The sequence below is a fragment of the Amycolatopsis kentuckyensis genome, assembly GCF_041679295.1.
Taxonomy (GTDB): domain Bacteria; phylum Actinomycetota; class Actinomycetes; order Mycobacteriales; family Pseudonocardiaceae; genus Amycolatopsis; species Amycolatopsis kentuckyensis_A.
This window is the reverse complement of record NZ_JBGDMD010000005.1, coordinates 612,991-634,660: the sequence shown is the minus strand read 5'-3', so window position 1 is coordinate 634,660 and position 21,670 is coordinate 612,991. Positions and strand designations below refer to the sequence as shown.

Annotated in this window: 24 protein-coding genes and 1 pseudogene; 6 read left to right on the top strand and 19 right to left on the bottom strand. The window is 71.2% G+C overall.

Annotated elements, in window-relative coordinates:
- The 5 genes from ACERZO_RS23755 to thyX all read right to left on the bottom strand — a co-directional run bounded on the left by ACERZO_RS23755 (position 1) and on the right by thyX (position 4,519).
- Positions 1–1,485: a serine/threonine-protein kinase gene (locus ACERZO_RS23755; protein ID WP_372666918.1), complete on the bottom strand. Its 1,485-nt coding sequence runs from the start codon at positions 1,483–1,485 to the stop codon at positions 1–3.
- 77 nt (positions 1,486–1,562) lie between these two features.
- Positions 1,563–1,997, bottom strand: coding sequence for a hypothetical protein (locus ACERZO_RS23750; RefSeq protein WP_372666917.1), 435 nt, complete (start codon positions 1,995–1,997; stop codon positions 1,563–1,565).
- A 4-nt stretch (positions 1,998–2,001) separates the two neighbouring features.
- On the bottom strand, positions 2,002–3,243 hold the full coding sequence (locus tag ACERZO_RS23745; RefSeq protein ID WP_372666916.1) for an Nramp family divalent metal transporter: 1,242 nt from the start codon (positions 3,241–3,243) through the stop codon (positions 2,002–2,004).
- A gap of 128 nt (positions 3,244–3,371) precedes the next feature.
- Positions 3,372–3,767, bottom strand: a complete 396-nt coding sequence (locus ACERZO_RS23740; protein WP_372666915.1) for an ACT domain-containing protein — start codon at positions 3,765–3,767, stop codon at positions 3,372–3,374.
- The gene (thyX, locus tag ACERZO_RS23735) at positions 3,767–4,519 is read right to left on the bottom strand and encodes an FAD-dependent thymidylate synthase (RefSeq protein ID WP_372666914.1); all 753 of its coding nucleotides are present in this window, start codon (positions 4,517–4,519) and stop codon (positions 3,767–3,769) included. Before thyX ends, ACERZO_RS23740 begins: the two co-directional genes overlap by 1 nt.
- A gap of 74 nt (positions 4,520–4,593) precedes the next feature.
- Here thyX and ACERZO_RS23730 point away from each other — a divergent pair, with 74 nt between their 5' ends.
- The gene (locus ACERZO_RS23730; protein WP_372666913.1) at positions 4,594–5,109 is read left to right on the top strand and encodes a toxin-antitoxin system HicB family antitoxin; all 516 of its coding nucleotides are present in this window, start codon (positions 4,594–4,596) and stop codon (positions 5,107–5,109) included.
- Positions 5,110–5,120: 11 nt separating this feature from the next.
- On the top strand, positions 5,121–6,035 hold the full coding sequence (locus tag ACERZO_RS23725) for a DUF4097 family beta strand repeat-containing protein (protein ID WP_372666912.1): 915 nt from the start codon (positions 5,121–5,123) through the stop codon (positions 6,033–6,035).
- Between the two features lie 133 nt (positions 6,036–6,168).
- Here the strand turns inward: ACERZO_RS23725 and ACERZO_RS23720 are convergent, their stop codons facing one another.
- The gene (locus tag ACERZO_RS23720) at positions 6,169–7,383 is read right to left on the bottom strand and encodes a winged helix-turn-helix domain-containing protein (RefSeq protein WP_372666911.1); all 1,215 of its coding nucleotides are present in this window, start codon (positions 7,381–7,383) and stop codon (positions 6,169–6,171) included.
- Positions 7,384–7,441: 58 nt separating this feature from the next.
- Here ACERZO_RS23720 and ACERZO_RS23715 point away from each other — a divergent pair, with 58 nt between their 5' ends.
- A complete protein-coding gene (locus ACERZO_RS23715) occupies positions 7,442–7,999 on the top strand; it encodes a GNAT family N-acetyltransferase (RefSeq protein ID WP_372666910.1) in 558 nt (185 codons plus the stop codon).
- A gap of 72 nt (positions 8,000–8,071) precedes the next feature.
- Here the strand turns inward: ACERZO_RS23715 and ACERZO_RS23710 are convergent.
- Positions 8,072–8,374: pseudogene (locus tag ACERZO_RS23710) on the bottom strand (GtrA family protein); the annotation flags it as partial.
- Between the two features lie 245 nt (positions 8,375–8,619).
- On the opposite strand from ACERZO_RS23710, the gene ACERZO_RS23705 reads away from it, so the two are divergent.
- The gene (locus ACERZO_RS23705; RefSeq protein WP_372666909.1) at positions 8,620–9,138 is read left to right on the top strand and encodes a hypothetical protein; all 519 of its coding nucleotides are present in this window, start codon (positions 8,620–8,622) and stop codon (positions 9,136–9,138) included.
- Here the strand turns inward: ACERZO_RS23705 and ACERZO_RS23700 are convergent.
- From ACERZO_RS23700 to truB, 11 genes are all read right to left on the bottom strand, one after another.
- Positions 9,103–9,339 (bottom strand): DUF397 domain-containing protein, encoded by a 237-nt coding sequence (locus ACERZO_RS23700; protein ID WP_372666908.1) that lies wholly within the window; start codon positions 9,337–9,339, stop codon positions 9,103–9,105. The genes ACERZO_RS23705 and ACERZO_RS23700 overlap by 36 nt on opposite strands.
- An 8-nt stretch (positions 9,340–9,347) precedes the next feature.
- Complete coding sequence (locus ACERZO_RS23695) at positions 9,348–10,181, bottom strand: Scr1 family TA system antitoxin-like transcriptional regulator (protein ID WP_372666907.1); 834 nt, start codon at positions 10,179–10,181, stop codon at positions 9,348–9,350.
- 82 nt (positions 10,182–10,263) lie between these two features.
- Positions 10,264–10,710: a tetratricopeptide repeat protein gene (locus tag ACERZO_RS23690; RefSeq protein ID WP_372666906.1), complete on the bottom strand. Its 447-nt coding sequence runs from the start codon at positions 10,708–10,710 to the stop codon at positions 10,264–10,266.
- Positions 10,707–11,447 (bottom strand): 4-hydroxy-tetrahydrodipicolinate reductase, encoded by a 741-nt coding sequence (dapB, locus tag ACERZO_RS23685; protein WP_372666905.1) that lies wholly within the window; start codon positions 11,445–11,447, stop codon positions 10,707–10,709. The genes ACERZO_RS23690 and dapB overlap by 4 nt, the downstream gene beginning before the upstream one ends.
- Complete coding sequence (locus ACERZO_RS23680) at positions 11,444–12,808, bottom strand: M16 family metallopeptidase (protein ID WP_372666904.1); 1,365 nt, start codon at positions 12,806–12,808, stop codon at positions 11,444–11,446. The genes dapB and ACERZO_RS23680 overlap by 4 nt, the downstream gene beginning before the upstream one ends.
- Positions 12,809–12,887: 79 nt before the next feature.
- The gene (locus tag ACERZO_RS23675) at positions 12,888–15,137 is read right to left on the bottom strand and encodes a polyribonucleotide nucleotidyltransferase (RefSeq protein ID WP_372666903.1); all 2,250 of its coding nucleotides are present in this window, start codon (positions 15,135–15,137) and stop codon (positions 12,888–12,890) included.
- Between the two features lie 221 nt (positions 15,138–15,358).
- Positions 15,359–15,628, bottom strand: a complete 270-nt coding sequence (gene rpsO, locus ACERZO_RS23670) for a 30S ribosomal protein S15 (protein WP_003084034.1) — start codon at positions 15,626–15,628, stop codon at positions 15,359–15,361.
- A 145-nt stretch (positions 15,629–15,773) separates the two neighbouring features.
- The gene (thpR, locus tag ACERZO_RS23665; protein WP_372666902.1) at positions 15,774–16,277 is read right to left on the bottom strand and encodes an RNA 2',3'-cyclic phosphodiesterase; all 504 of its coding nucleotides are present in this window, start codon (positions 16,275–16,277) and stop codon (positions 15,774–15,776) included.
- A complete protein-coding gene (locus ACERZO_RS23660) occupies positions 16,277–16,750 on the bottom strand; it encodes a helix-turn-helix domain-containing protein (RefSeq protein WP_086683272.1) in 474 nt (157 codons plus the stop codon). Before ACERZO_RS23660 ends, thpR begins: the two co-directional genes overlap by 1 nt.
- 84 nt (positions 16,751–16,834) lie before the next feature.
- Positions 16,835–17,818, bottom strand: coding sequence for a bifunctional riboflavin kinase/FAD synthetase (locus ACERZO_RS23655; protein WP_372666901.1), 984 nt, complete (start codon positions 17,816–17,818; stop codon positions 16,835–16,837).
- A gap of 28 nt (positions 17,819–17,846) precedes the next feature.
- Positions 17,847–18,752, bottom strand: a complete 906-nt coding sequence (truB, locus tag ACERZO_RS23650) for a tRNA pseudouridine(55) synthase TruB (protein ID WP_372666900.1) — start codon at positions 18,750–18,752, stop codon at positions 17,847–17,849.
- Between the two features lie 66 nt (positions 18,753–18,818).
- On the opposite strand from truB, the gene ACERZO_RS23645 reads away from it, so the two are divergent.
- Entirely contained in the window at positions 18,819–19,328 is a 510-nt protein-coding gene (locus ACERZO_RS23645) for a GNAT family N-acetyltransferase (RefSeq protein WP_372666899.1), read from the top strand.
- Here ACERZO_RS23645 and ACERZO_RS23640 read toward each other — a convergent pair.
- A complete protein-coding gene (locus ACERZO_RS23640; protein ID WP_372666898.1) occupies positions 19,273–20,598 on the bottom strand; it encodes an MFS transporter in 1,326 nt (441 codons plus the stop codon). The two genes, ACERZO_RS23645 and ACERZO_RS23640, sit on opposite strands and share 56 nt — an antisense overlap.
- 154 nt (positions 20,599–20,752) lie before the next feature.
- On the opposite strand from ACERZO_RS23640, the gene ACERZO_RS23635 reads away from it, so the two are divergent.
- Complete coding sequence (locus ACERZO_RS23635) at positions 20,753–21,565, top strand: SDR family oxidoreductase (RefSeq protein WP_372666897.1); 813 nt, start codon at positions 20,753–20,755, stop codon at positions 21,563–21,565.
- Positions 21,566–21,670 lie beyond the last annotated feature (105 nt).

The window sequence follows — 21,670 nt, the reverse complement described above, 5'->3', positions numbered from 1 at the left end:
CTACTTGACCTTGGTCACGATGGGCGAGGAGATCGGCCCGCCATCGGACTTGGCCAGCACGCAGTAGAACTCGCGCGTCGGGTATTCGCCGCTCTCGGTCGGGACGCTCTGCCACTGCGCCTGGGTCGGCACGAGCGCCCGGTACTTCAGGCCGTCGCGCTTGGTCTCGGGGACGATCGACGAGCGGAACGAGGCCGCGCAGCGCGCTTCGGCGGCCGCGGTGACGGCGCCCAGGCCCGGGTAGCCGGCGATGGTCGCGTCGCTGTCGGACCAGCTCGCGGTGCCGATGACGTCCCCGCCGTCGTAGATCTCGAGGGTGTGGCTCTCCTTGCAGTCGCCGTCGTTGGCGTCGCTGATGACGCCGCCGTCCTGGACCGCGGCGTTGTAGCAGGGGTAGCTGGAACTGGCGTCCACGCGCATCTGCCCGCCGAGGCCGAACGTCACGGTCGGCAGCTTCTGCTCGTCGACGGCCGGCGCCTCGAACGCCTTGCCCGCGAAGAACCCGCCGACCAGGGCGCCGACGACCGCCACCGCGGCCAGGGACAGCCACAGCGCGCGCAGGTTCTTCTTCGGCGGCTGGGGCGCGAGCCGCGTCATGGGCTGGACCATCGCCGTCCCGCCGGGCGGGGTCGGGCGCATGCCCTGCGCCGTGGTCAGCAGGTTCTGCGCCTGCGCCGCGGTGAGGCGCGCGTCGGGGTTGGCGACGAGCAGGCCGAGGATGGCCGCGGCGAGCGGGCCGTGGCCGCGGGTCAGGTACGGGATCTCGGTCATGATCGCGTGCAGCGTCGCCGCCGTGGTCGCGCGCTCGAACGGGAGCGTGCCTTCGACGGCGAAGAACAGCGTCGCGCCCAAGGACCACAGGTCGGACGCGGGCATCGCTTCGCGGCCTTCGACGCGCTCGGGCGCCATGAACGCGGGCGAGCCGACGATCATGCCGCTGGTGGTCAGGCGCGGGTCGTCGACGGCGTGGGCGATGCCGAAGTCGGTGAGCTTCACGCGGCCGTCCGGCGCGACCAGGATGTTCGCCGGCTTGACGTCGCGGTGCACGATCCCGGCGGCATGCGCCGCCTGCAGCGCGGCCAGCACCCGCTCCCCCATCAGCGCGGCCTGCGCGGCGGGCATGGGGCCGCGCTGGCGCACGAGATCGGCCAGCGAGGGCGCTTCGACGAGCTCCATGACGATGAACGTGGTGCCGCCGTCGGTGACGACGTCGTACACCGTGACGACGGCGGGGTCGTTGAGCCGCCCGCCGGTGCGCACTTCGCGCAGCGCGCGCTCGGAAAAGACGGCGGCCGACTCGGCGTCGGGCAGCCGCAGCTCCTTGACGGCGACCTGGCGGCCGATGACCTGGTCCTGCGCCCGCCACACGACTCCCATGCCGCCGCGGCCGAGTTCGCCGAGGAGCGCGTAACGGCCCGCGACCACCCGCTGACCAGGCGTGGCGGGCGCCTGGGGTGGATACGGCCGGGTCTGTTCGTCGGTCACGGTGCTCCTTTTGGCGGCGGTCGCGCAGATGCTAGTCGGACCGCCGCGGAGCGTTCGGGGTTCCGCGCAATCGTGACTCAGCGGTGTGTTTCGCCCCGGTACGGGATCCAGCGGTAGCCCGGTGCGAAGTCGCTGAACTCGGCGCGTCCGCCGGTGGCCGCCCAGATGTCCTCGCTGACCACGAGCCCCGGGAAGATCGTCAGGTCCTTCTCGGCCATCAGCTCGGCGTACGTGCGGAATTCGTCGGTCTCGACGCCGGCGAGGGCGTAGCGGTAGACCGGCGGGGCGGTCCGCAGCAGCCAGTAGAGCTGCCGCCCGGCCGCGGTCATGGCGGCCGCCTCCTCGGCGGTGTGCGCGCCGGTGCGGCTCAGGCCCTCGGGCGCCACTCCGCACCACCAGCCGGCGCCGTCCGAGAAAACCCGGGCAGGCCGGCTTTCGAAGTGGCGGGCGAGGTCGCGGGCGTGGGTTTCCCGTCCGCCGCATTCCGCGTTGAGGGCGTAGATCCGGGCCATCCGATCAGCCGGTGAAGGTGAGGTAAATCAGGACCAGGTTCAACGCGATGATAACGCCCGCGACCACCGACGCCGCGACCGTCGTGAGCCGGCGGTTGACGTCCGCGCCCATCAGCCGCCGGTCCGCCGTCAGCCGGATCAGCGGCACCAGCGCGAACGGGATCCCGAACGACAGCACCACCTGCGAGACGACCAGCGCCGCGCTCGGATCCGCGCCGAGGGCGAGGACCACGATCGCCGGGGTGAGGGTGACGAGCCGGCGCAGGACGAGCGGGATCCGCTTGTGCAGCAGCCCCTGCATGATCATCGCGCCCGCGTACGCGCCGACCGACGTCGACGCGAGACCCGAGGCCAGCAGGCCGATCGCGAACATCAGCGCGATCCCCGGGCCGAGCGCCAGCGAGACCGCGTGGTGTGCGCCCTCGATGCTGTCGACGCCGTCCTGGCCCTGGAGGTTCGTCGCGGCGAGCAGCAGCATGCCGAGGTTCACCGCGCCCGCGAGCAGCATCGCCAGGCCGACGTCGGCGCGGGTGGCGCGCAGGAGACGGCGGCGGGTGGTGACGTCGGGCAGCCCGTGGCGGTCGCGGACCAGGCCGGAGTGCAGGTAGACGGCGTGCGGCATGACGGTCGCGCCCAGCATCGCGGCGGCGATGAGGATGCTGCCCGCGCCGTCGAACTTCGGCACCAGCCCGCCGAGCGTGTCCGCGGCGGACGGCGGCTCGACGAACAGGCTGGCCAGGAAGCCGACCGCGATGACCAGCAGCAGGCCGGTGACGACGCGTTCGAACGTCCGCTGGCCGCCGCGGTCCTGGACCGCGAGCAGCGTCAGCGAGACCGCGCCGGTGATCAGGCCGCCGGCGACCAGCGGCAGGTCGAACAGCAGGTAGAGCGCGATCGCGCCGCCGACGACCTCGGCGAGGTCGGTCGCGATGGCCACGACCTCGGCCTGCAGCCAGTAGGCCAGCCGCGCGGGCCGGGACAGCCGGGCGCGCAGGGCTTCCGGCAGCGACATCCCGCTGACCAGGCCGAGCTTCGCCGACAGGTACTGGACGAGCACGGCCATCAGGTTCGCCGCGACGATCACCCAGACCAGCAGGTAGCCGTAGCGGGCGCCGGCGCTGATGTTGGAGGCGACGTTCCCCGGGTCGACGTAGGCGATCGCGGCGACGAACGCCGGGCCGAGCAGGGCCGACCCGGTGCGCAGGCGCGACGCGAGTCTCGGCCGGACAGCCTCGGTGACCGCCATGGCGCCTGCCTCTCAACGGGGTGTCGGGGATCCCAAATCGAAGTTTAGGCGTGCCGAACTTTCGATTTCAAGGGTGACGGCTCCCACCCTCGCGCCGGGAGTACCCGTGAATCGCCCGCCGAAAAGCGTCAGGAGTGCGCGACTTCGTGACCGGACTCCCGCAGCGCCTTCACCGCGTGGTCGAGGTCGGTGCCGCGGACCAGGATGTGGTCGGTGTCGAACGTGGACATCGAGAACAGCGCGACGCCGGCCGCGGCCAGCTCCGAGGCCAGCGCGGCGATGATGCCGGTGAGCGTGAACTCCAGCGGCCCGCGGACCGAGAGCAGCCGCCAGCCGTCCTCGGCCGTGCCGCCGGCCGGTTCCCGCCCGGCCGGGCAGATGATGGACAGCTCCTCGGGCGTGCGGGTCACCGAGACGAACGCGGGTTCGCCGGGCGCGAGCAGCTCGGCGGGCACGGGGGCGTCCGCGGGCAGCCGGACCACGGCGTAGTCGCCGGGCCGGACGTCGATCGCCAGTCGTTTCATCAGCCTTCGAACACCTTCGGGCTCGTTGCGATCTCGGTGCCGTCCGGCAGCGTCGAGATGGTGAAGTCGGCGAACACGTTCGCCGCGGCCTTCTGCAGGTGCCGCAGGCACTCCACGGCCAGCTGCCGGATTTCGACGTCGGCGTGCTCGGTGGCCCGCATCGCGATGAAGTGCCGCCAGGCCCGGTAGTTCCCGGTTACGACGATGCGGGTCTCGGTCGCGTTCGGCAGCACCGCGCGGGCGGCCTGGCGGGCCTGCTTGCGGCGCAGGGTCGCGCTCGGGACGTCGGCGAACTTCTCTTCGAGGCCGGCGAGGAGCTCGGTGTAGGCGTCGACGCTCGCCTGGGTCGCGGCGACGAACTTCTCGTGCAGCACGGGGTCGTTCGCGATGACTTCCGGCTCGACGAAGGCGGCGTCGCGCTCCGGCGCGTACCGGCGCGAAAGCTGCGAGTAGGAGAAGTGGCGGTGCCGGACCAGCTCGTGGGTCAGCGAGCGCGAGATCCCGGTGATGTAGAAGGTCACCGAACCGTGCTCGAGCACCGCGAGGTGACCGACGTCGATGACGTGTTCGACGTAGCCGGCGTTGGTGGCGGTGGCCGGGTTCGGCTTGTCCCACGCCTGGTAGCAGGCGCGGCCGGCGAACTCGGCGAGCGCTTCGCCACCTTCGGCGTCGGTCGACCAGGGCACGTCTTCCGGCGGGAAGAACTCCGTCTTCGCGATCAGCTGCACCCGTGGGGACACGGCCACGTTCACGCTCCTTCCACAAGCTCTCCCGTGAGCCTAACCGCTTCCTTGACTGACACCACGAGTGACGTCATAGTGGTGTCATGGACCTGACGCCGTACATCGCCAACCTTCGCGAGGACCTCGCGAACACGGCTGCCGCCGGGGACGAGCACACCCGGCGGGCGGCCGCGCTGCTGTCTTCCGCGCTCGAACCCGCCGTCCGCCTGACGCTCATGAACGCCCTCGCCGACCTCGCCGCCGAGGTCACGGCCGCTTTGCCGGGCCAGGTGGTCGACGTGCGGCTGGACGGCCGGGACGTCCGCGTGGTCGTCACCGGTTCTGCCGAGGAGCCGACGTCACGCGCGACACCACGTGACACCACGCCGCCACCACCGCCGATCGACGGCGGCGACATCTCGCGCATCACGCTGCGCCTGGTCGAGCAGATCAAGGGCCAGGCCGAGCGCGCGGCGGCGGCGCAGGGCGTCTCGCTGAACACGTTCGTCTCCCAGGCGGTGCAGGGGGCGCTGGGGCACGGCTCGCTGGGCGGCGGCCCCAAGCACCACGGCAAGGGCGACCGGCCCGGGTCGCACCTGCACGGCTGGGTCGAGAGCTGAGGGGATTCGAAATGAGTGACGAAGAGACTGCTTCGAACGACGAACTGGTCCGCATCGACGAGTTCGAGGCGGAAGGCCCGCTGGACCTGGACGTCGGCGTGACGATCGGCCGTGTGGAGGTCGTCCTGGAGGGCGACTCCGGCGCCCGCGTCGAGCTGCGCCACGACCAGGGCGAGCAGCAGCCGTGGGTGGCGGGGGTCAACAGCCTGCTGTCCTGGGTCGGTGAGCGGTTCGGCGACCAGCTGGGTGTCGACCCGTCGGGGGCCAACCCGGCCGAGGCGGTGCGGCAGAGCCGGATCGAGAAGCTGGGCAACCGCCTGGTCGTCCAGGCGCCGAAGGCGTGGCAGCTGCGGAACGTGGCGCTGTCGGTGATCGTCCGCGCACCGGCGGGTTCGCACGTCGACGTCCGGGCGGGCGCGGCGGACGTGACGGTGACCGGTTCGGCCGGGCGCGTCGACCTGCTGACGGGTTCGGGCGAGGTCAAGCTCGACCGCGCGGACGGCTCGGCCACGGTCCGCACGGGTAGCGGCGCGATCAAGCTCGGCCCGACGCTGGGCGGGTTGCAGCTGCGCAGCGGCAGCGGCCACGTCGAGGCGTCGTCGATCGCCGGGTCGGCGACGTTGGCGACGGGCACGGGCGACGTGTGGCTCGGGGCGGTGTCGGGCGAGGTGATGGCCCGCACGGGCAGCGGCGACCTTTCGGTGGCCGACGCGGCTTCGGGGTCGCTGGACTTGATCACGGGGTCCGGCGAGGTGCGGGTCGGCATCCGCGGTGGCACCGCGGCCGAGGTCGAGCTGACGTCGAGCGGCGGGCGGGTGTCCAGCGAGCTGGACGTCGCGGACAGCGCGCCCGAGGGCGGGGTGCAGCTGAAGGTGCGGGCCCGGACGGGCTCCGGCAACGCGGTCGTGACGCGCGCGGCCGGCTGAGGGTCGTTCCCGGCGGGGGCCGGGAGCGACTCGCACGACCGGGCGGGCTTCCCGCGGCCGTCCGGTCGAAGGGGGTGGCGGGCCGTTCCCGGCGGGGATCTCCGGGAACGGCCCGTTTCTTCGTGTTTCGGCTTCAGCGCACCAGTTTCTTCAACGCCGGAGCCAAATCCCCGCGCGTGCCCACGGCCACGCCGGACAAGCCCAGCCACTCCGCCATGTGCTTCAGTTCCGCCGCCAGCTCCGGCAGCACCCGGGCCACGTCGGCGCCTTCCTCCGCGAACGCTCCCTGCACCCGCAGGACCCCCGCCGTCCGGTCGGACTTCAGGTCCACCCGGGCCACCAGCTCGCCGTCCAGGAGGAACGGGAACACGTAGTACCCGTACACCCTCTTCGGCTCCGGGACGTAGATCTCGATGCGGTAGTGGAACCCGAACAGCCGCTCCGTGCGGGCGCGCTCCCAGATCAGCGGGTCGAACGGGCACAGCAGCGCCCGGCCCGTCACCGTGCGGGGCATGCGGGCTTCCGCATGGCGGTACGCCGGCGCCTTCCAGCCGCGGACCTGCACCGGCTCCAGGATGCCCGACTCCACCAGCTCCGCCACCGCTTGGCGCGCCGGCGCCGGGCCCAAGCGGTAGTAGTCGCGCAGATCCGTCTCCGTCGCCACCCCCAGCGCCCGGGCCGAACGCTCGATCAAGCCCCGCGCGCCCTCCTCCGGCGACACCGAAACCGACAGGATCTCCGGAGGCACCACCCGCTCCGTCAAGTCGTAGAGCCGCTCGAACGACCGGCGCGTGCCCGTCGTCAGCTGGCCGATGCCGAACAAGTACTCACAGACGCGCTTGACCTCCGACCGCTCCCACCACGAGCCCGGGCCGCGGCGCTGGGCGTCCGCCGCCACCTCGCGCTCGATGCCGCCCGCGCCGATCGGGCCCAGTTCCTTCACCACCGACAGGATCTCGTCGACCAGGCCCGGGGACTTCTCGATCAGCGGGCCGTAGTGCTTCCACCAGCCGTCGCGCTTCGCGCCCGAACGGATCAGCGGCCAGTCCTCGATCGGGAGCAGGCTCGCCTCGTGCGCCCACGTCTCCACCAGCAACCTCGGCTGACGTGCCGAGTGCGACCACGCCGCGCCGTCCAGCACCGACGGCTCGTACGCTCCCAGGCGGGAGAACACCGGCATGTAGTGCGCCCGGACCGCCACGTTCACCGAGTCCAGCTGCAGTAATTGGACCCGCGACAGCACGCGTTTCAGATGCCGCCGCGAAGGCGCCACGGACGGACGGGGGTCGGCGAAGCCCTGTGCGGCCAGGAAGGTCTTCCGGGCCGTCGAGACGCTGATCGTTTGCATGGTGCCGTCATGGTGCCACCCACCACCGACAAAAACCGGCACCGCTATCTTCACGGGCATGAGCGACGCCGCCGTCCGTCCCGCCGACCTGTCCGACGCCGCGGAGATCGCCCGCCTCCAGCGCGACACCTGGCACGCCGCCTACGAGGACCTGCTGGGCAAGAACGCCCTGGCCGAGCTGGACGCCGCCGACCTCGACGGCACCTGGGCCGAGACCATCGAGTACCCCGGCAGCCAGGTCTACGTCGCCACCGAGGGTGACTTCACCGTCGGCTTCTGCGTCGCCGGCCGGGCGCCCGAGGGCGAGGTCGCCGCCGCCGACGGCAGCCTGCCCGAAGACGCGGAGACCACCGGCCTGATCGCCACCCTGCTCGTCGAGCCGCGGTGGGGCCGGCGCGGGCACGCCGGACGGCTACTCGCGACGGCCGCCGCAGGCCTCCGGGCCGACGGCGCCACGCGCGGCATCGCGTGGGTCGCCCAGGGCGACCACGCCTCCCTCGGCTTCTACCGCCGCGCCGGCTGGAACCCCGACGGCACGGTCCGCACCCTCGACACCGGCGACCGCATGGTCCGCGAGGTCCGGCTCACCGGCACCCTCGACCTCGCTCTCACCTGAGCCGGCGTCCCGGAAGATCACCCACCGCATCACGGCGTACATGAACACGCCCTCGCACGCGCCCGCGAGCAGCCGCGACACGTGGTATTCGACGCCCAGCGCCGTCAGCCCCGCGCCCACACCCAGCAAAAACGCCGCGTAATTGACAGCAATCGCACCGATGTAAAGCACGAGCTGCATTCCGACGGCCGCGTGGGAATGGAAGTTGAACGTCCGGTTCAGCACGAAGCTCAGCCCGAACGCGCAGACGTACGCCAGCGTGATCGCGAGCCACACCGGCCAGCCGAGCAAGCCGTGGAAGATCGTCAGCAACCCGAGGTCGACGCCGAACGTCAGACCGTTGATGACGCAGAAACCCAGGAACGTCGGCGCCACGATCCGCGACAGGCCGAAGGGAAGGACGCGCACGATCGCCTGGCAGAGGGCGCCGAATCGGTCGGCGGGCGTTCGGGATTGCTCGGCGGCCACCCGGTCAGGGTTCCAGCGGGAGGTGGCCGGAAGACGTCGCGCAGGTGATCTTCTGGTGCGGACCACCCGCCGAAGAGGGGGGTTAACCCCAGTGCGCGGAGATTTCGAACTGATAACTTGGAGTACACGAGCGAATTTGCGGAGGTGACACGATGAGCTGGATCCTGCTGACGCTGGGCGTCGCGTTCGGTTCGGCCATCGTGCCGCTGATCAACGCCGAGGTGTTCCTGCTCGGGCTGTGCGCGAGCCAGCCCGGACTGCACTGGCTGTGGCTCGGGGCGGCGGTGGCCGTCGGGCAGATCGCCGGGAAGACGCTGTATTTTTTGGCCGCGCGCGGGACGATCAAGCTGCCGAAGGCCCTGCACGACCGCCTGCACCGCGAGCGGCCGCTGACCGAGCGACGCGTCCGCTGGCAGCTGCGCACCAAGCGGATGCGCGGCTGGGTCGAGGCGCTGCGCGAGCGCTGCCACCGGCACCCGCACTGGATGGCGGGCACCTACGGGGTCAGTTCCCTGGTGGGCCTGCCCCCGTTCATGGCGACGAGCGTGCTGGCCGGCGTGGTGCGCATGCGGCTCGCGACCTTCCTGACCACGGGTTTGGCCGGAAGGTGGATCCGCTTCAGTTTGATAGCGGCTTCACCTGCGGTGTTCGCGGGGTGGCTGCACCACTGAGGTCAGGGCGGTCCAGGCGGCGCGGGAGACGGTGAGCTGGCCGAGGTGGCGAGCTTTGGTGTCCCGGACGCCGACGGTTTCGGCGAGGAGCACCTCGACGCACTCGTCCTTCGCGGTGTAGCTCGACTTCCGCCAGGCGAAGCCCACCTCGACGCACTCGGCTTCATTCGCGCTGTGGCTCGACTTGCGCCAGGTGAACACCCTGCCCCCTATCTCGCAGCCTCCCGAAGCAGGGCTTGCGAAGCTTCCTCGGTCAATGCCTTGCCCTGTAACAGCTTTACCAGCTTCTGGTACGGGGCGGTACCCTCCGAATCGTGGACAAAGCCGCTTGCGTGGTAGTGCTCGAGCAGCACGATCGGCGGCGCATCGGAGAAGTCGTAAAGGGTGAACATGCCGATCTTGCCCGGGTAGTAGCCCATATCCGCTGGCACGATCCGCACTGAGATGTTCGGGGCAGCGCTCAAGGCGAGCAGGTGGTCGATCTGGTCGGACATGACGGCTGCATCGCCGACCGCCTCACGGATCGCCAACTCGGAGATGATCGCCTTGAGCCGCACCGGGGCGCGCTTGAAAAGTACCTTCTGCCGATTCAGCCGCACCACGAGCCGTGCATCGGCATCTTGCACCCGGATGTCGGAGGCATTCAGGAGTTCGCGGGCGTAGTCGGGAGTCTGCAGCAGGCCCGGGACGATGAGCGGGGACCAGTTGGTGATCAGGCTTGCCGTGCGCTCGCACTGCATGACCGCCGTGAGGGCCGCGGGCAGATCCGACGGGTTGGAGTCGAGCCAGTTGGGGTCCTTGGCGTGCTTGGCCAGGAACAGGATGCGCTCGGCGACTTCCTTCGTGGTGCGGAGGTAGCCGAGGATGCGGGCCACCTCCTCCACCGGCGGCACCCGCAACCCCAGCTCCCACTGGGACAACAACCTCGGGTCGATCTCCAGCGCTCGCGCCAGCTCTCGTAACCCGAACTTCCTTGCTTCGCGCACTTCGCGCAGCGAAGCGGACAACGCACGCAACCCCGGTGACGATGAAGTCGGTTTCATGCCGCGGATACTACGAACACCGCGCATTTCCCGAATGAACGACAACTGTCAGCGAAATGCCACACCACAGTTTCAAGAAGATTCAGCGGTCGGAAGCTTCCAGCTCCACAGCCTTCTTCATCGTCTCTCGCGCGCGCCGACGATCGCCCGCGATGTCGTACGCGTACGCCAGCTTGTACCAGGTCCGCCAGTTCTCCTGGTCCGCCTCGACCTCCGCGCGGCGCTCGGCGAACCACGCGTCGGCCGCGTCGCGGTCCACGCGGCCAGAGGGCCGGCGCGGGAGGTCCGAGACGTCCGGGAGCGCGCCCTCCGAATCGAGCCGACGGGACAGCCGCTGGATCTGCAGGCCGTTGCGCCAGGTCACCACCACGATCCAGATCCCCAGGATCGGCAGCAGTAGCACGCCGACGCCCAGGGCGATGCCCGCACCGGTGCCGGAAGCGAACAGGGCGAACGCCCGGTCCGCGAGCAGGAACAGGTAGACGACCAGCGCCGCCGTCAGCAGCAGCGCGACATTGCGGGCCTTCACAGGTCGAGCACGTTCTCCAGGCCGACCGTCAGGCCGGGACGCTTCAGCACCTCGCGCACGCCGAGCAGCACGCCCGGCATGAACGACGTCCGGTCGAGGGAGTCGTGGCGGATGGTCAGGGTCTCCCCCTCGCCGCCGAACAGGATCTCCTCGTGCGCGACCAGGCCCGGCAGGCGGACCGAATGCACGCGGACCTCCTCGACCGTCGCGCCGCGGGCGCCGTCGAGCTCGGCCGTCGTCGCGTCCGGGCCCGGCGTCACGCCCGCCTCCGCGCGTGCCGCGGCGATCATCCGGGCGGTGTGCGCGGCGGTGCCCGAAGGCGCGTCGGCCTTGCGGTTGTGGTGCAGCTCGATGATCTCCGCCGAGGCGTAGAACTTCGCCGCCTGGGCCGCGAACCGCATCGCCAGAACCGCGCCAAGGGCGAAGTTCGGCGCGATCAGCACACCGAGTGAAGGCTTCGGCTCCAAAAGCGTCCGCAGCGAGGCCAGCCGGTCTTCGCTGAAGCCCGTCGTGCCGACGACCGCGTGGATGTCGTGCTCGACCAGGTACTCGAGGTTGCCCATGACGGCGTCGGGGTGGGTGAAGTCGACGACCACCTGGGCGTCCGCCAGCGCCGCGAAGTCGTCGCCCGCGTCGAGCGCGGCCACCAGCTTCAGGTCCGCCGCGTTCTCGACGGCGTTCACCACCGTCGCGCCCATCCGGCCGCGCGCACCGAGCACACCGACGTTGACGGTCATGAAGCGATCACCTCGTGCAGGTCGTCAGGAAGGTCGTCGGCGTGAGCGTACGGCCCGACGACCGCCGCCGCCGAGACCCCGCCCGGCCGCGCGAACAAAGTGCGAGCGAGCGCACACACGTCTTCGGTGGTGACGGCGTCGATGCGGGCGATCGTGTCGTCGACGCCCAGGTACCGGCCGTAGTTGAGCTCGTTCTTGCCGATCCGCGACATCCGCGACGACGTGTCCTCCAGGCCCAGCACGATCCCGCCGCGCAGCTGGCCCTTGGCGCGGGCCACCTCGGCGTCGGTCAGGCCGTCGACGCCGACCTTGTCGAGGACCTCGCGGATGACGCCGGCGACGTCGCCGAGCTTCTCCGGCTGGCAGCCCGCGTACACGGCCAGGTGGCCGGTGTCGGCGTAGCTCGCGACCGACGAGTACACCTGGTAGGCCAGCCCGCGCTGCTCGCGGATCTCCTGGAACAGCCGCGACGACATGCCGCCGCCGAGGGCCGCGTTGAGGACCGACAGCGCGAAGCGGCGGTCGTCGTGGCGCGAGATCGACCGCAGGCCGAGCATGACGTGCGCCTGCTCGGTGTCGTCGGTGTGCAGGGCCAGCTTCGGGAGGGTCTTGATCCGGGCGCGGCCTTCGCGCGGCGCGATCGGCGTCGCGGACCCGGTCAGCTTCTCGCGGAGAGCCTTGCGGACCAGCCGGAGCACCTGGTTGTGGTCGATGTTCCCGGCGACCGACAGCACCATCCGCGGCAGCGTGTAGCGGCGCTTGTAGAAGTTCCGCAGCGCCGACGGCGACATCCCGATGATGGACTTCTCGGTGCCCAGCACCGGGCGGCCGAGCGGGTGGTCGCCGAGGACCGCCGTCACGAACGTCTCGTGGAGGAGGTCCTCGGGGTCGTCGTCGCGCATCGAGATCTCTTCGAGGACGACGCTGCGTTCCATGTCCATGTCGCGGTCGGTGCAGAGCGCCTCGAACACGACGTCGGTGACCAGGTCGACGGCGAGCGGGAGGTCGGCGTCGAGCACCTGCGCGTAGTAGCAGGTGTGCTCCTTCGCCGTGAAGGCGTTGAACTCGCCGCCGACGGCGTCGATCTCCTCGGCGATCTGCGTGGCGTCGCGGTGCTTCGTGCCCTTGAACAGCAGGTGCTCGAGGTAGTGCGCGGCGCCGGCGACGGCGGCCGGCTCGTCGCGGGAGCCGATGCCGACCCACAGCCCGACCGTGGCCGAGCGGGACGCCGGGACGTGCTCGGTGATCACGCGCAGGCCGCCGGGGAGGACGCTGCGCTTGACGACCGCGCCGTCCGGGGTGGACTCGAGCGTGCGGGTGGTGCCGACGGGCTGCTCGTGCCCGGAAACCTGCCGTGCCATGGGTTCCTTACTCAACTTGCCGTGAAGGCCACCTCAGGGATACCCCCGAGATGGCCTTCACGGATCGAACAAGCGGTGCTTACTTGGCGTCGGCCTTCTTGGCGTCGGCGGCGGGCGCGTCGGCCGGGGCCGCCGCGTCCTCGTCCTTGACCACGATCAGGCTGATCTTGCCGCGGTTGTCGATGTCGGCGATCTCGACGCGGAGCTTGTCGCCCACGTTGACGACGTCCTCGACCTTGGCGATCCGCTTGCCGTTGCCCAGCTTGGAGATGTGCACCAGGCCGTCCTTGCCCGGCAGCAGCGAGACGAACGCGCCGAACGCGGCCGTCTTCACCACGGTGCCGAGGAAGCGCTCGCCGACCTTGGGCAGCTGCGGGTTGGCGATGGCGTTGATCAGGTCGATCGCCGCCTCCGCCGACGGGCCGTCCGAAGCGCCCACGTAGATCGTGCCGTCGTCCTCGATGGAGATGTCGGCGCCGGTCTGCTCGGTGATCGAGTTGATCATCTTGCCCTTCGGGCCGATGACCTCGCCGATCTTGTCGACCGGGATCTTCACGCTGGTGACGCGCGGCGAGTACGGGCTCATCTCGTCCGGGCTGTCGATCGCCTCGGCGATGACCTCCAGGATGGTGATGCGCGCGTCCTTCGCCTGCTTCAGCGCGGCCGCGAGGACCTCCGACGGGATGCCGTCGAGCTTCGTGTCGAGCTGCAGCGCGGTGATGATGTCCTTGGTGCCGGCGACCTTGAAGTCCATGTCGCCCAGGGCGTCCTCGGCACCGAGGATGTCGGTGAGCGCGACATAACGCGTCTCCCCGTCCACCTCATCGGAGACCAGGCCCATCGCGATGCCCGCGACCGGCGCCTTCAGCGGCACGCCGGCGTTGTACAGGCTCATCGTGGACGCGCAGACCGAGCCCATCGAGGTCGAGCCGTTGGAGCCCAGCGCCTCGGAGACCTGGCGGATCGCGTACGGGAACTCGTCGCGCTTCGGCAGCACCGGCACCAGGGCGCGCTCGGCGAGCATGCCGTGGCCGATTTCGCGGCGCTTCGGCGAACCGACGCGGCCGGTCTCACCGGTGGAGAAGGGCGGGAAGTTGTAGTGGTGCATGTAGCGCTTGTGCGTCTCCGGGGACAGCGAGTCGATCTGCTGCTCCAGGCGAAGCATGTTCAGCGTGGTGACGCCCAGGATCTGGGTTTCGCCGCGCTCGAACAGCGCCGAACCGTGCGCCCGCGGGATCACGGCGACCTCGGCGGCAAGGGACCGGATGTCGGTGAGGCCACGGCCGTCCATGCGGATCTTCTCCGTGAGGACGCGCTGGCGCATGATCTTCTTCGTCAGGGCCTTGAACGCCCCGCCGATCTCCTTGTCGCGGCCCTCGAAGGCTTCGCCCTCGCCGAGGCCGACCTTCTCCAGGACGGCGGCCTTGACCTCGTCGGTCGCGGCGTCGCGGTCCTGCTTGCCGGCGATCTGCAGCGCGCGGGCCAGGTCGTCGGTCGCGATGGCGGCGACGGCCTCGTAGACGTCCTGCTGGTAGGCCGGGTAGACCGGGAACTCGCCGGTCGGCTTCGCGGCGGCCTCGGCCAGGCGCTGCTGCGCCTCGCACAGGACCTTGATGAACGGCTTCGCGGCCTCGAGGCCCTCGGCGACGGCGACCTCGTCCGGCGCCTTGCCGCCTTCGGCGATCAGGTCGAGCGTGTTCTCGGTGCCTTCGGCCTCGACCATCATGATCGCGACGTCGTCACCGACGATGCGGCCGGCCACGACCATGTTGAAGGTCGCCTTCTCCAGCTGCGACCAGGTCGGGAACGCGACCCACTGGCCCTCGATCAGCGCGACGCGGACGCCGCCGACCGGGCCGGAGAACGGCAGGCCGGCGATCTGGGTCGACGCCGAGGCGGCGTTGATGGCCAGCACGTCGTACGGGTCGTCCGGGTTGAGGCTCTGGACGGTGATGACGACCTGGATCTCGTTGCGGAGACCGTCGGCGAACGACGGGCGCAGCGGCCGGTCGATCAGGCGGCAGGTCAGGATCGCGTCGGTCGACGGGCGGCCCTCGCGGCGGAAGAACGCGCCGGGGATGCGGCCCGCGGCGTACATGCGCTCTTCGACGTCCACGGTCAGCGGGAAGAAGTCGAAGTGCTCCTTCGGGTGCTTCGACGCGGTCGTCGCCGAGAGCAGCATGGTCTCTTCGTCGAGGTACGCGACGACGGCGCCGGCGGCCTGCTTGGCCAGGCGGCCCGTCTCGAAACGAACGGTGCGAGTGCCGAACTTGCCGTTGTCGATGACGGCTTCGGTCTCGTGCACGGTGACTCCGGTGGAGTCGGTCATAGATTGTTCTCCTCTTTGGTTCCTCTGTACGGCGCGAGTCTCCCACCCTGGGACCCGTTTCGCCTGAGGACGCTCGAGGAATGAGGCCGGTCTTCGATCGAAGCCCCCGGGACTCTTCCCGGGAACCACTACCGAGGACCGGCGGACGGACCCTCGTGCGCGCTCGCGCCGTTTGTGTGGCGAGGGGGAGCGACCGCGTGGTCACTCCCCCTCGGGTAAAGCTATCGGCGCAGGCCGAGGCGCTGGATCAGCGCACGGTAACGCTCGATGTCCACCTTCATCACGTAGTTCAGCAGCCGGCGGCGACGGCCGACCAGCAGCAGGAGCCCGCGACGCGAGTGGTGGTCGTGCTTGTGAGCCTTGAGGTGCTCGGTGAGGCCGACGATCCGCTTGGTCAGCAGCGCGACCTGGGCCTCGGGGGATCCCGTGTCCGAGTCGTGCACGCCGTACTCGGCCAGGATCGACTTCTTCTCTTCGGTGGACAGCGCCACTTGTGTTGCTCCTCGAAATAATCAGTGCCGTGCGGCCCCGGACGCCGGATGCACGCCGGGAAGACGGTCACGGCCGCCACGGACTGCAGCCGGACCCGAACGTTGAGGTTACCAGCCCGCTGAACAGCGTCTTCAGGCGCGGTCTTCAGGCACGGTCCAGCTCGAAGACGCTTACCACCCGGTAGCGGGGGCCACCCGGTTCGCGCTCGCTGGTCACCAGCGCCACCTCGCCCGCCGTCCAGCGGCGGCTGGTGAAGCGGGCCAGCCTTTCGGTCCAACGCGTGGCGGGCCCCGGATCTTCCCGGGGGAACCGCGCGAGCGTCAGGTGGGCCGTGTAGGGCCTCGCCTCGGCGTCGGCCCCCGCGGCGTGCGCGAGGGGTGTCAGCTCCGATCCGGCGACAGTCAACCACAGCACCCCGGGGAACGTCGCGGCCTTTTCCAGCCGGACGTCGACGGCGCGCCGCCCGGCCAGCCGGTCGGCCAGCCAGGCCGCGCGGGTGCCCGGGTCGTCGTGGCCGTAGTAGGCGAGGGTGACGTGCCAGCGCTCCGGCGGCTCCCAGCGCAGGCCGTCGCCGGGATCGCCGAGGGCCGCGGCGACCTGCTCGACGACGTCGTCCGGCGGGAGCAGCGCGCTGAACAGGACCGGCATCAGGAGCCGTTGCCCGCCCGGCGCAGCAGGTCGGCGATGGCCGGGAAGTCGTCGTCGAGGCGCTTGGCGGCCTCGCCGAGGTCCTCGTCCTCGGCGACGTCACGCAGGTAGGCGAGCACGCGCCGGTCTTCGTTGATCACCGGGATGTTGTCGCGGCCGACGGTGGGCCGGGAGTCGCGGACGTCCTCCATCGCGGCCAGCATCGCGTCGCGGTTGCCGGCGGCGACCTCGGGCACCAGGATCTTGCGCTCGAGCATGATCATCCTGGCCAGCACGACGGGGTTGCCGATCTTCGCCCGCCGCCCGCTCATCACCTGGCTGAGCATGGGGGCGCTGATCCCGAGGACCTCGGCCAGGAACGCCTGCGAAACGTCGAACGCGACCACGAGCCGGCGCACGCGGTCGCCGAGCGGCTCCCCGTACCACTCGCGCTGCAACGCGATGTTCCGCTGGACGATCTTGTGGTCCTCCACCAGTTCCGCTCCCCTTGTCCCCGCTCGCGCACACCGTCCGTGAGCATTTTGCCATCGCTGTCACGTGCGTGAACGCGAAATCCCCTATTCGCCCCCGGTAGGGGTGTCCGAGGGCAGTTCCAGTGCCTTTCTCGTCTCGATGACGTCGTCGTCGATCTGCGTCACCAGCCCGGCCGAGTCGGCGAACCGGACCTGGTCGCGCAGCCGCGTCACGAAGTCGATCGCCACGTGCTGGCCGTAGAAGTCCTCGTCGACATCGAGGACGAACGCCTCGACGGTCCGCTCGCGCCCGGAGAACGTCGGGTTCGTGCCGACCGAGACCGCGGCGCGCAGCCGGCGCGACGGGTCGGCCGAGCGGGTGAACCAGGCGCTGTAGACGCCGTCGGCCGGGACGGCGGCGAAGCGCGGCGTCGACAGGTTCGCCGTCGGGTAGCCGAGCTCGTGGCCGCGGCCGTCGCCGCGCACGACGATGCCCTCGAGCCGGTGCGGGCGGCCGAGCGCCTCGGCCGCCGCGACGACGTCACCGGCGTCGATGCACGACCGGACGTAGGTGCTGGAGAACGTGATCGCCGACTGGTCCTCTTCGGACAGTTCCTTGCCCTGCAGTTCGGCGCCGTAGGCGGCGAAGCCGAACCGGCGGCCGAGGGTGCGCAGCAGCGCGACGTCGCCGGCGGCCTTGGCACCGAAGGTGAAGTTGTCGCCGACGATCACCGCGGCCGCGTGCAGCCGGTCGACGAGCACCTCGTGCACGAACTCCTCCGGCAGCAGCCGGGACAGCTCCAGGGTGAAGGGCAGCACGCAGAAGACGTCGATGCCGAGGCTTTCGACGATCTCCGCCTTGCGCCGCAACGTGGTCAGCTGCGCCGGGTGGCTGCCGGGGCGCAGGACTTCCGACGGGTGCGGGTCGAACGTCAGCATGACGCTCGGCAGCCCGCGCTCGGCCGCCGCGGCGACGGTCCGGCTGACCAGCTCCTGGTGCCCGCGGTGCACACCGTCGAACACGCCGATGGTGACCACGCACCGGCCCCAGCCGCCGGGGAGGTCCCCCAGCCCACGCCACCGCAGCACGTCAGACTCCCGTCTCTCAAGAGCCACCCTAGGCGGGCAGCAGAACGACCACTGCGCGGGACACGCCTTCTTCGTCGGCGGCCAGCGCGAGCACGCGGCCGTCGGGACCGAAGAGCCCGTAGGTGCCTTCGACGCCGGCGGCCGGGATGCGCTGGCCGTGCCGGACCGCCTTCGCCGTGGCGGCGTCGAGGTCGCGGCGCGGGAAGGCCGCGGCGACGGCGGCGTCGAGGTCCAGGCTCAGTTCGGGCTTCTCCTCGAGCTGGTCGAGGGTCCGGGCCTTGGCGAGGGTGAACGGGCCGACCGTGGTGCGCCGCAGCGCCTTCAGGTGCCCGCCGACACCGAGGTCGGCGCCGAGGTCGCGGGCCAGCGCGCGGACGTAGGTGCCGGACGAGCACTCGACGACGGCGTCGACCTCGACGTGGTCGTCCTCGTGGCGGATGCCCAGGACGTCGAAGCGGTAGACGGTCACCGGGCGGGCCGGGATCACGACGTCCTCGCCGGCGCGGACGCGGGCGTAGGCGCGCTTGCCGTCGATCTTGACCGCGCTGACCGCGCTCGGCACCTGCTGGATGTCGCCGGTCAGCTTCGCGACGCCTTCGGCGATCTCGTCGTCGGTGGTCTTTTCGGTGTCCCCGGTCGTGAGGACCTCGCCCTCGGCGTCGTCGGTCGTGGTGCTGCTGCCGAGGCTGAGGGTGGCCAGGTAGGTCTTGCGGTCCAGCGCCAGGTGGCCGAGCAGCTTGGTCGCGCGCTCGATGCCGAGCACCAGCACGCCGGTCGCCATCGGGTCGAGCGTGCCGGCGTGCCCGACCTTGCGGGTGCCCATGATCCGGCGGGCGCGGGCGACGACGTCGTGCGACGTCATGCCGGCGGGCTTGTCGACGATCAGGAGACCGGGCGGCGGGGCGGGACGGCGGGGCGGTTTGGGGCTCGACACGCGGCAAACCCTAGCGGCCACCGATCGTGGGTCGATCAGGCCGCCGCGACCCGCCAGGATGGGGACGTGACGGAGATCGAAGCCCGGGCCGCCCGGCCCGCCGAACTGGCCGCCGTCGCCGAACTCCGGTGGCGCTGGGTGGCCGAGCAGGACGGCCTCCCGTGCGACGGCCGCGCGGAGTTCGTGCGCGAGTTCGCCGTGTGGGCGCGGGAGAACGCGGCCACCCACCACTGCCTCGTCGTGGTGCGCGACGGACGGGTGCTCGGGATGGCGTTCCTGGCGGTCACCCCGCGCGTGCCGACCCCGACGGCGTTCGCGCGGGCCGCCGGTGACGTGCAGAGCGTCTACGTCGTGCCGGAAGCCCGTCGCGGCGGGCTCGGCGGGCTGTTGATCGAAGCCGTCCTGCGCTTGGCCGAGGAGCTGGGGCTGGAGCGCGTCACCGTGCACTCTTCGGGGTCGGCCGTGCCCGCCTACGAGCGGCGCGGGTTCGCGGTCGCGCCGCAGCTGCTGCAGGCGTCGGTCACGCGGCCACGATCGGTGTCTCCGGCAGGGCGGCGTCCCAGCGGCGGCGGGTGATCCGGACCGGCAGCTCCTCGCCGCGGGCCTCGGCCAGGAAGAGGTGGGCGCGGGTGCGGCGCCACCACACGAGCATCCGGAACGTGCCCAGGGCGAGGATCGCGACGATGGCCAGGAGCGAGAGCCGGAAGCTGCCGCCCGTCCACTGCAGCAGCACGCCGACGAGCAGGGCGGCGATGGTCGTCGCCACGAAACCGCCGACGTTCACCACGCCGGTCGCCGTGCCGACGCGGCTGAGCGGGTTGTAGTCGCGGGCGAGCGCGAAGCCGATCATCGACGCCGGGCCGCCCAGGGCGAGGAACGCGAAGGCGGGCACCAGGACCGGCACGGGCACCGTGCCCGGCCAGCTCAGCAGCACCGCCCAGATCAGCGCGGCGCCGCCGATGTAGCCGCCGACCAGCGGCATCCGCAGCGACGGGTGCCTGCCGATGACGCCGCCGAGCAGCGGGCCGCCGGCCATCGAGCCGAAGACGAACACGGTGAGCAGCGCGCTGGCCGTCGCCTTCGACTGGCCCTGGCCCTGCACCAGCCACGGGACGCCCCACAGCAGCGTCAGGGCGTTGGGGGCGAACATCGTGCTGAAGTGGACCCAGAAACCCAGGCGCGTGCCCGGCGTCCGCCAGGCCTCGGCGACCTGGTGGGCGAGCTGGCGCGGGCGGACTTCCTCCCGGACGGGTGGCTGTTCGCCGGCCGGGACGTCGCGGACCCGGAGCGTCACGACCAGGGTGTAGAGGACGGTGATCGCGCCGACGGCCAGGAACGTGGGGGTCCAGCCGGCGCTGTCGAGCACCAGCGAGAGCGGGACGGTGGCGGCGAGGTTGCCGATGTAGCCGACGGCCGCGGTGAACGACGTCAGCAGTGCGTACTGGCGGCCCGGGAAGTGGGCGGCGACCAGGCGCAGCACGCTGACGAACGTGAGCGCGTCGCCGAGGCCGAGGACGCCGCGGGCGAGCAGGCCGAGGCCGTAGGAGTGGGCGACGCCGAGGAGCAGCTGGCCGGCGCCGAGGATCAGGACGGCGGCGGTGAGGACGCGGCGGGGGCCGTAGCGGTCGACGAGGACGCCGGTCGGGATCTGCATCGCGGCGTAGACGCCGACCTGCAGGACGGTGAACGTCCCGAGCGCGGCCGCGCCCACGCCGAAGCGCTCGGCCGCCTGCAGCCCGGCGACGCCGAAGGAGGTGCGGTGGAAGACCGCGAGGAGGTAGACGGTGACGGCGGCGAGCCAGATGAGCCAGGACCGGGCGGTGGCGCGGCCGGTGGCGGGCGGCACAAGTTCCTCCAGGGTTTCGGCGTTTCGTGGCGGACGCCTGCGCTGCCGTCCCTACTACTTGTAGCGCCTAAGCAACGGCGAAACATAGCTGTTATCCCGGTGGCGTTCACCACATGGTTTTATGTGAATCTCCTTCACGTTCGGGGGTGGTGTGGTGACCGGGCTCCACGGGGCGCACGCGGTGATCACGGGCGGGTCCAGCGGGATCGGGTTGGCGACGGCGGCCGCGCTGGGAGCGCGTGGCGCGTCGGTGTCCTTGGTGGCGCGGGACGAGTCCCGGCTGCGGAAGGCGTCCGTGTCGTTGAAGTCACGCGGCTATGCGGTGCGGACGGCGGTGGCCGACGTCTCTTCGCAGGGGGAAGTGGCAGCGGCTTTCGCTTCGCTGGTGGCCGCGGCCGGGCCGTGCGACGTGCTGGTGACGTGCGCCGGGCAGGCGCGTCCGGGCGAGTTCCTTTCGCTGGACGACGAGGTGTTCCGGCGGATGGTGGAGGTGGACTACTTCGGGACGTTGCACGCGGTCCGCGAGGTGGCACCGTCGATGGTCCGGCGGCGGTCGGGGTCGATCGTGGCGATCTCGTCGGCGGCGGCGGTGCTGGGGATCTACGGGTATACGGCGTACGCGCCGGCGAAGTTCGCGGTGCGCGGGTTGATGGAGGCGTTGCGGGACGAGCTGAACCCGGCCGGGGTGCATGTGGCTTGCGTGTATCCGCCGGACGTGGACACGCCGCAGCTGGCCGAGGAGAACCGCTGGAAGCCGGCGGAGACGGCGGCGATCAGCGGGACGATCCGGCCGATGGCGGCGGAGGCTGTCGCGTCGGCGATCGTGCGGGCGGTGGAGCGGGAGCGGTATGCCGTTTATCCGGACCGGTCGGTGGCTTTGCTGGCGGCTTTGGGTCCGCTGGCGGCGCCGTTTTTGAGGCGGTTGGTGGACCGGCGGATCCGGCTGGCCCGCCGGGCTCGGGCTTGAGAGCGTGTTGTGGCGCGCGGGGTGACTCGGGCTCAACGGCGGTTACCGGCGCGCGACCAGCGGGCAGGTCGCGCGGCCATGGCGTACCGCCCAATTCGCCCCGCG

Coding starts and splice junctions, on each gene's coding strand:
- ACERZO_RS23750 (WP_372666917.1), bottom strand. CDS start 1,997: ATGGCCCGGATCTACGCCCTCAACGCGGAATGCGGCGGACGGGAAACC.
- ACERZO_RS23745 (WP_372666916.1), bottom strand. CDS start 3,243: ATGGCGGTCACCGAGGCTGTCCGGCCGAGACTCGCGTCGCGCCTGCGC.
- ACERZO_RS23740 (WP_372666915.1), bottom strand. CDS start 3,767: ATGAAACGACTGGCGATCGACGTCCGGCCCGGCGACTACGCCGTGGTC.
- ACERZO_RS23730 (WP_372666913.1), top strand. CDS start 4,594: ATGGACCTGACGCCGTACATCGCCAACCTTCGCGAGGACCTCGCGAAC.
- ACERZO_RS23725 (WP_372666912.1), top strand. CDS start 5,121: ATGAGTGACGAAGAGACTGCTTCGAACGACGAACTGGTCCGCATCGAC.
- ACERZO_RS23720 (WP_372666911.1), bottom strand. CDS start 7,383: ATGCAAACGATCAGCGTCTCGACGGCCCGGAAGACCTTCCTGGCCGCA.
- ACERZO_RS23715 (WP_372666910.1), top strand. CDS start 7,442: ATGAGCGACGCCGCCGTCCGTCCCGCCGACCTGTCCGACGCCGCGGAG.
- ACERZO_RS23705 (WP_372666909.1), top strand. CDS start 8,620: ATGAGCTGGATCCTGCTGACGCTGGGCGTCGCGTTCGGTTCGGCCATC.
- ACERZO_RS23695 (WP_372666907.1), bottom strand. CDS start 10,181: ATGAAACCGACTTCATCGTCACCGGGGTTGCGTGCGTTGTCCGCTTCG.
- dapB (WP_372666905.1), bottom strand. CDS start 11,447: ATGACCGTCAACGTCGGTGTGCTCGGTGCGCGCGGCCGGATGGGCGCG.
- ACERZO_RS23680 (WP_372666904.1), bottom strand. CDS start 12,808: ATGGCACGGCAGGTTTCCGGGCACGAGCAGCCCGTCGGCACCACCCGC.
- ACERZO_RS23675 (WP_372666903.1), bottom strand. CDS start 15,137: ATGACCGACTCCACCGGAGTCACCGTGCACGAGACCGAAGCCGTCATC.
- thpR (WP_372666902.1), bottom strand. CDS start 16,277: ATGCCGGTCCTGTTCAGCGCGCTGCTCCCGCCGGACGACGTCGTCGAG.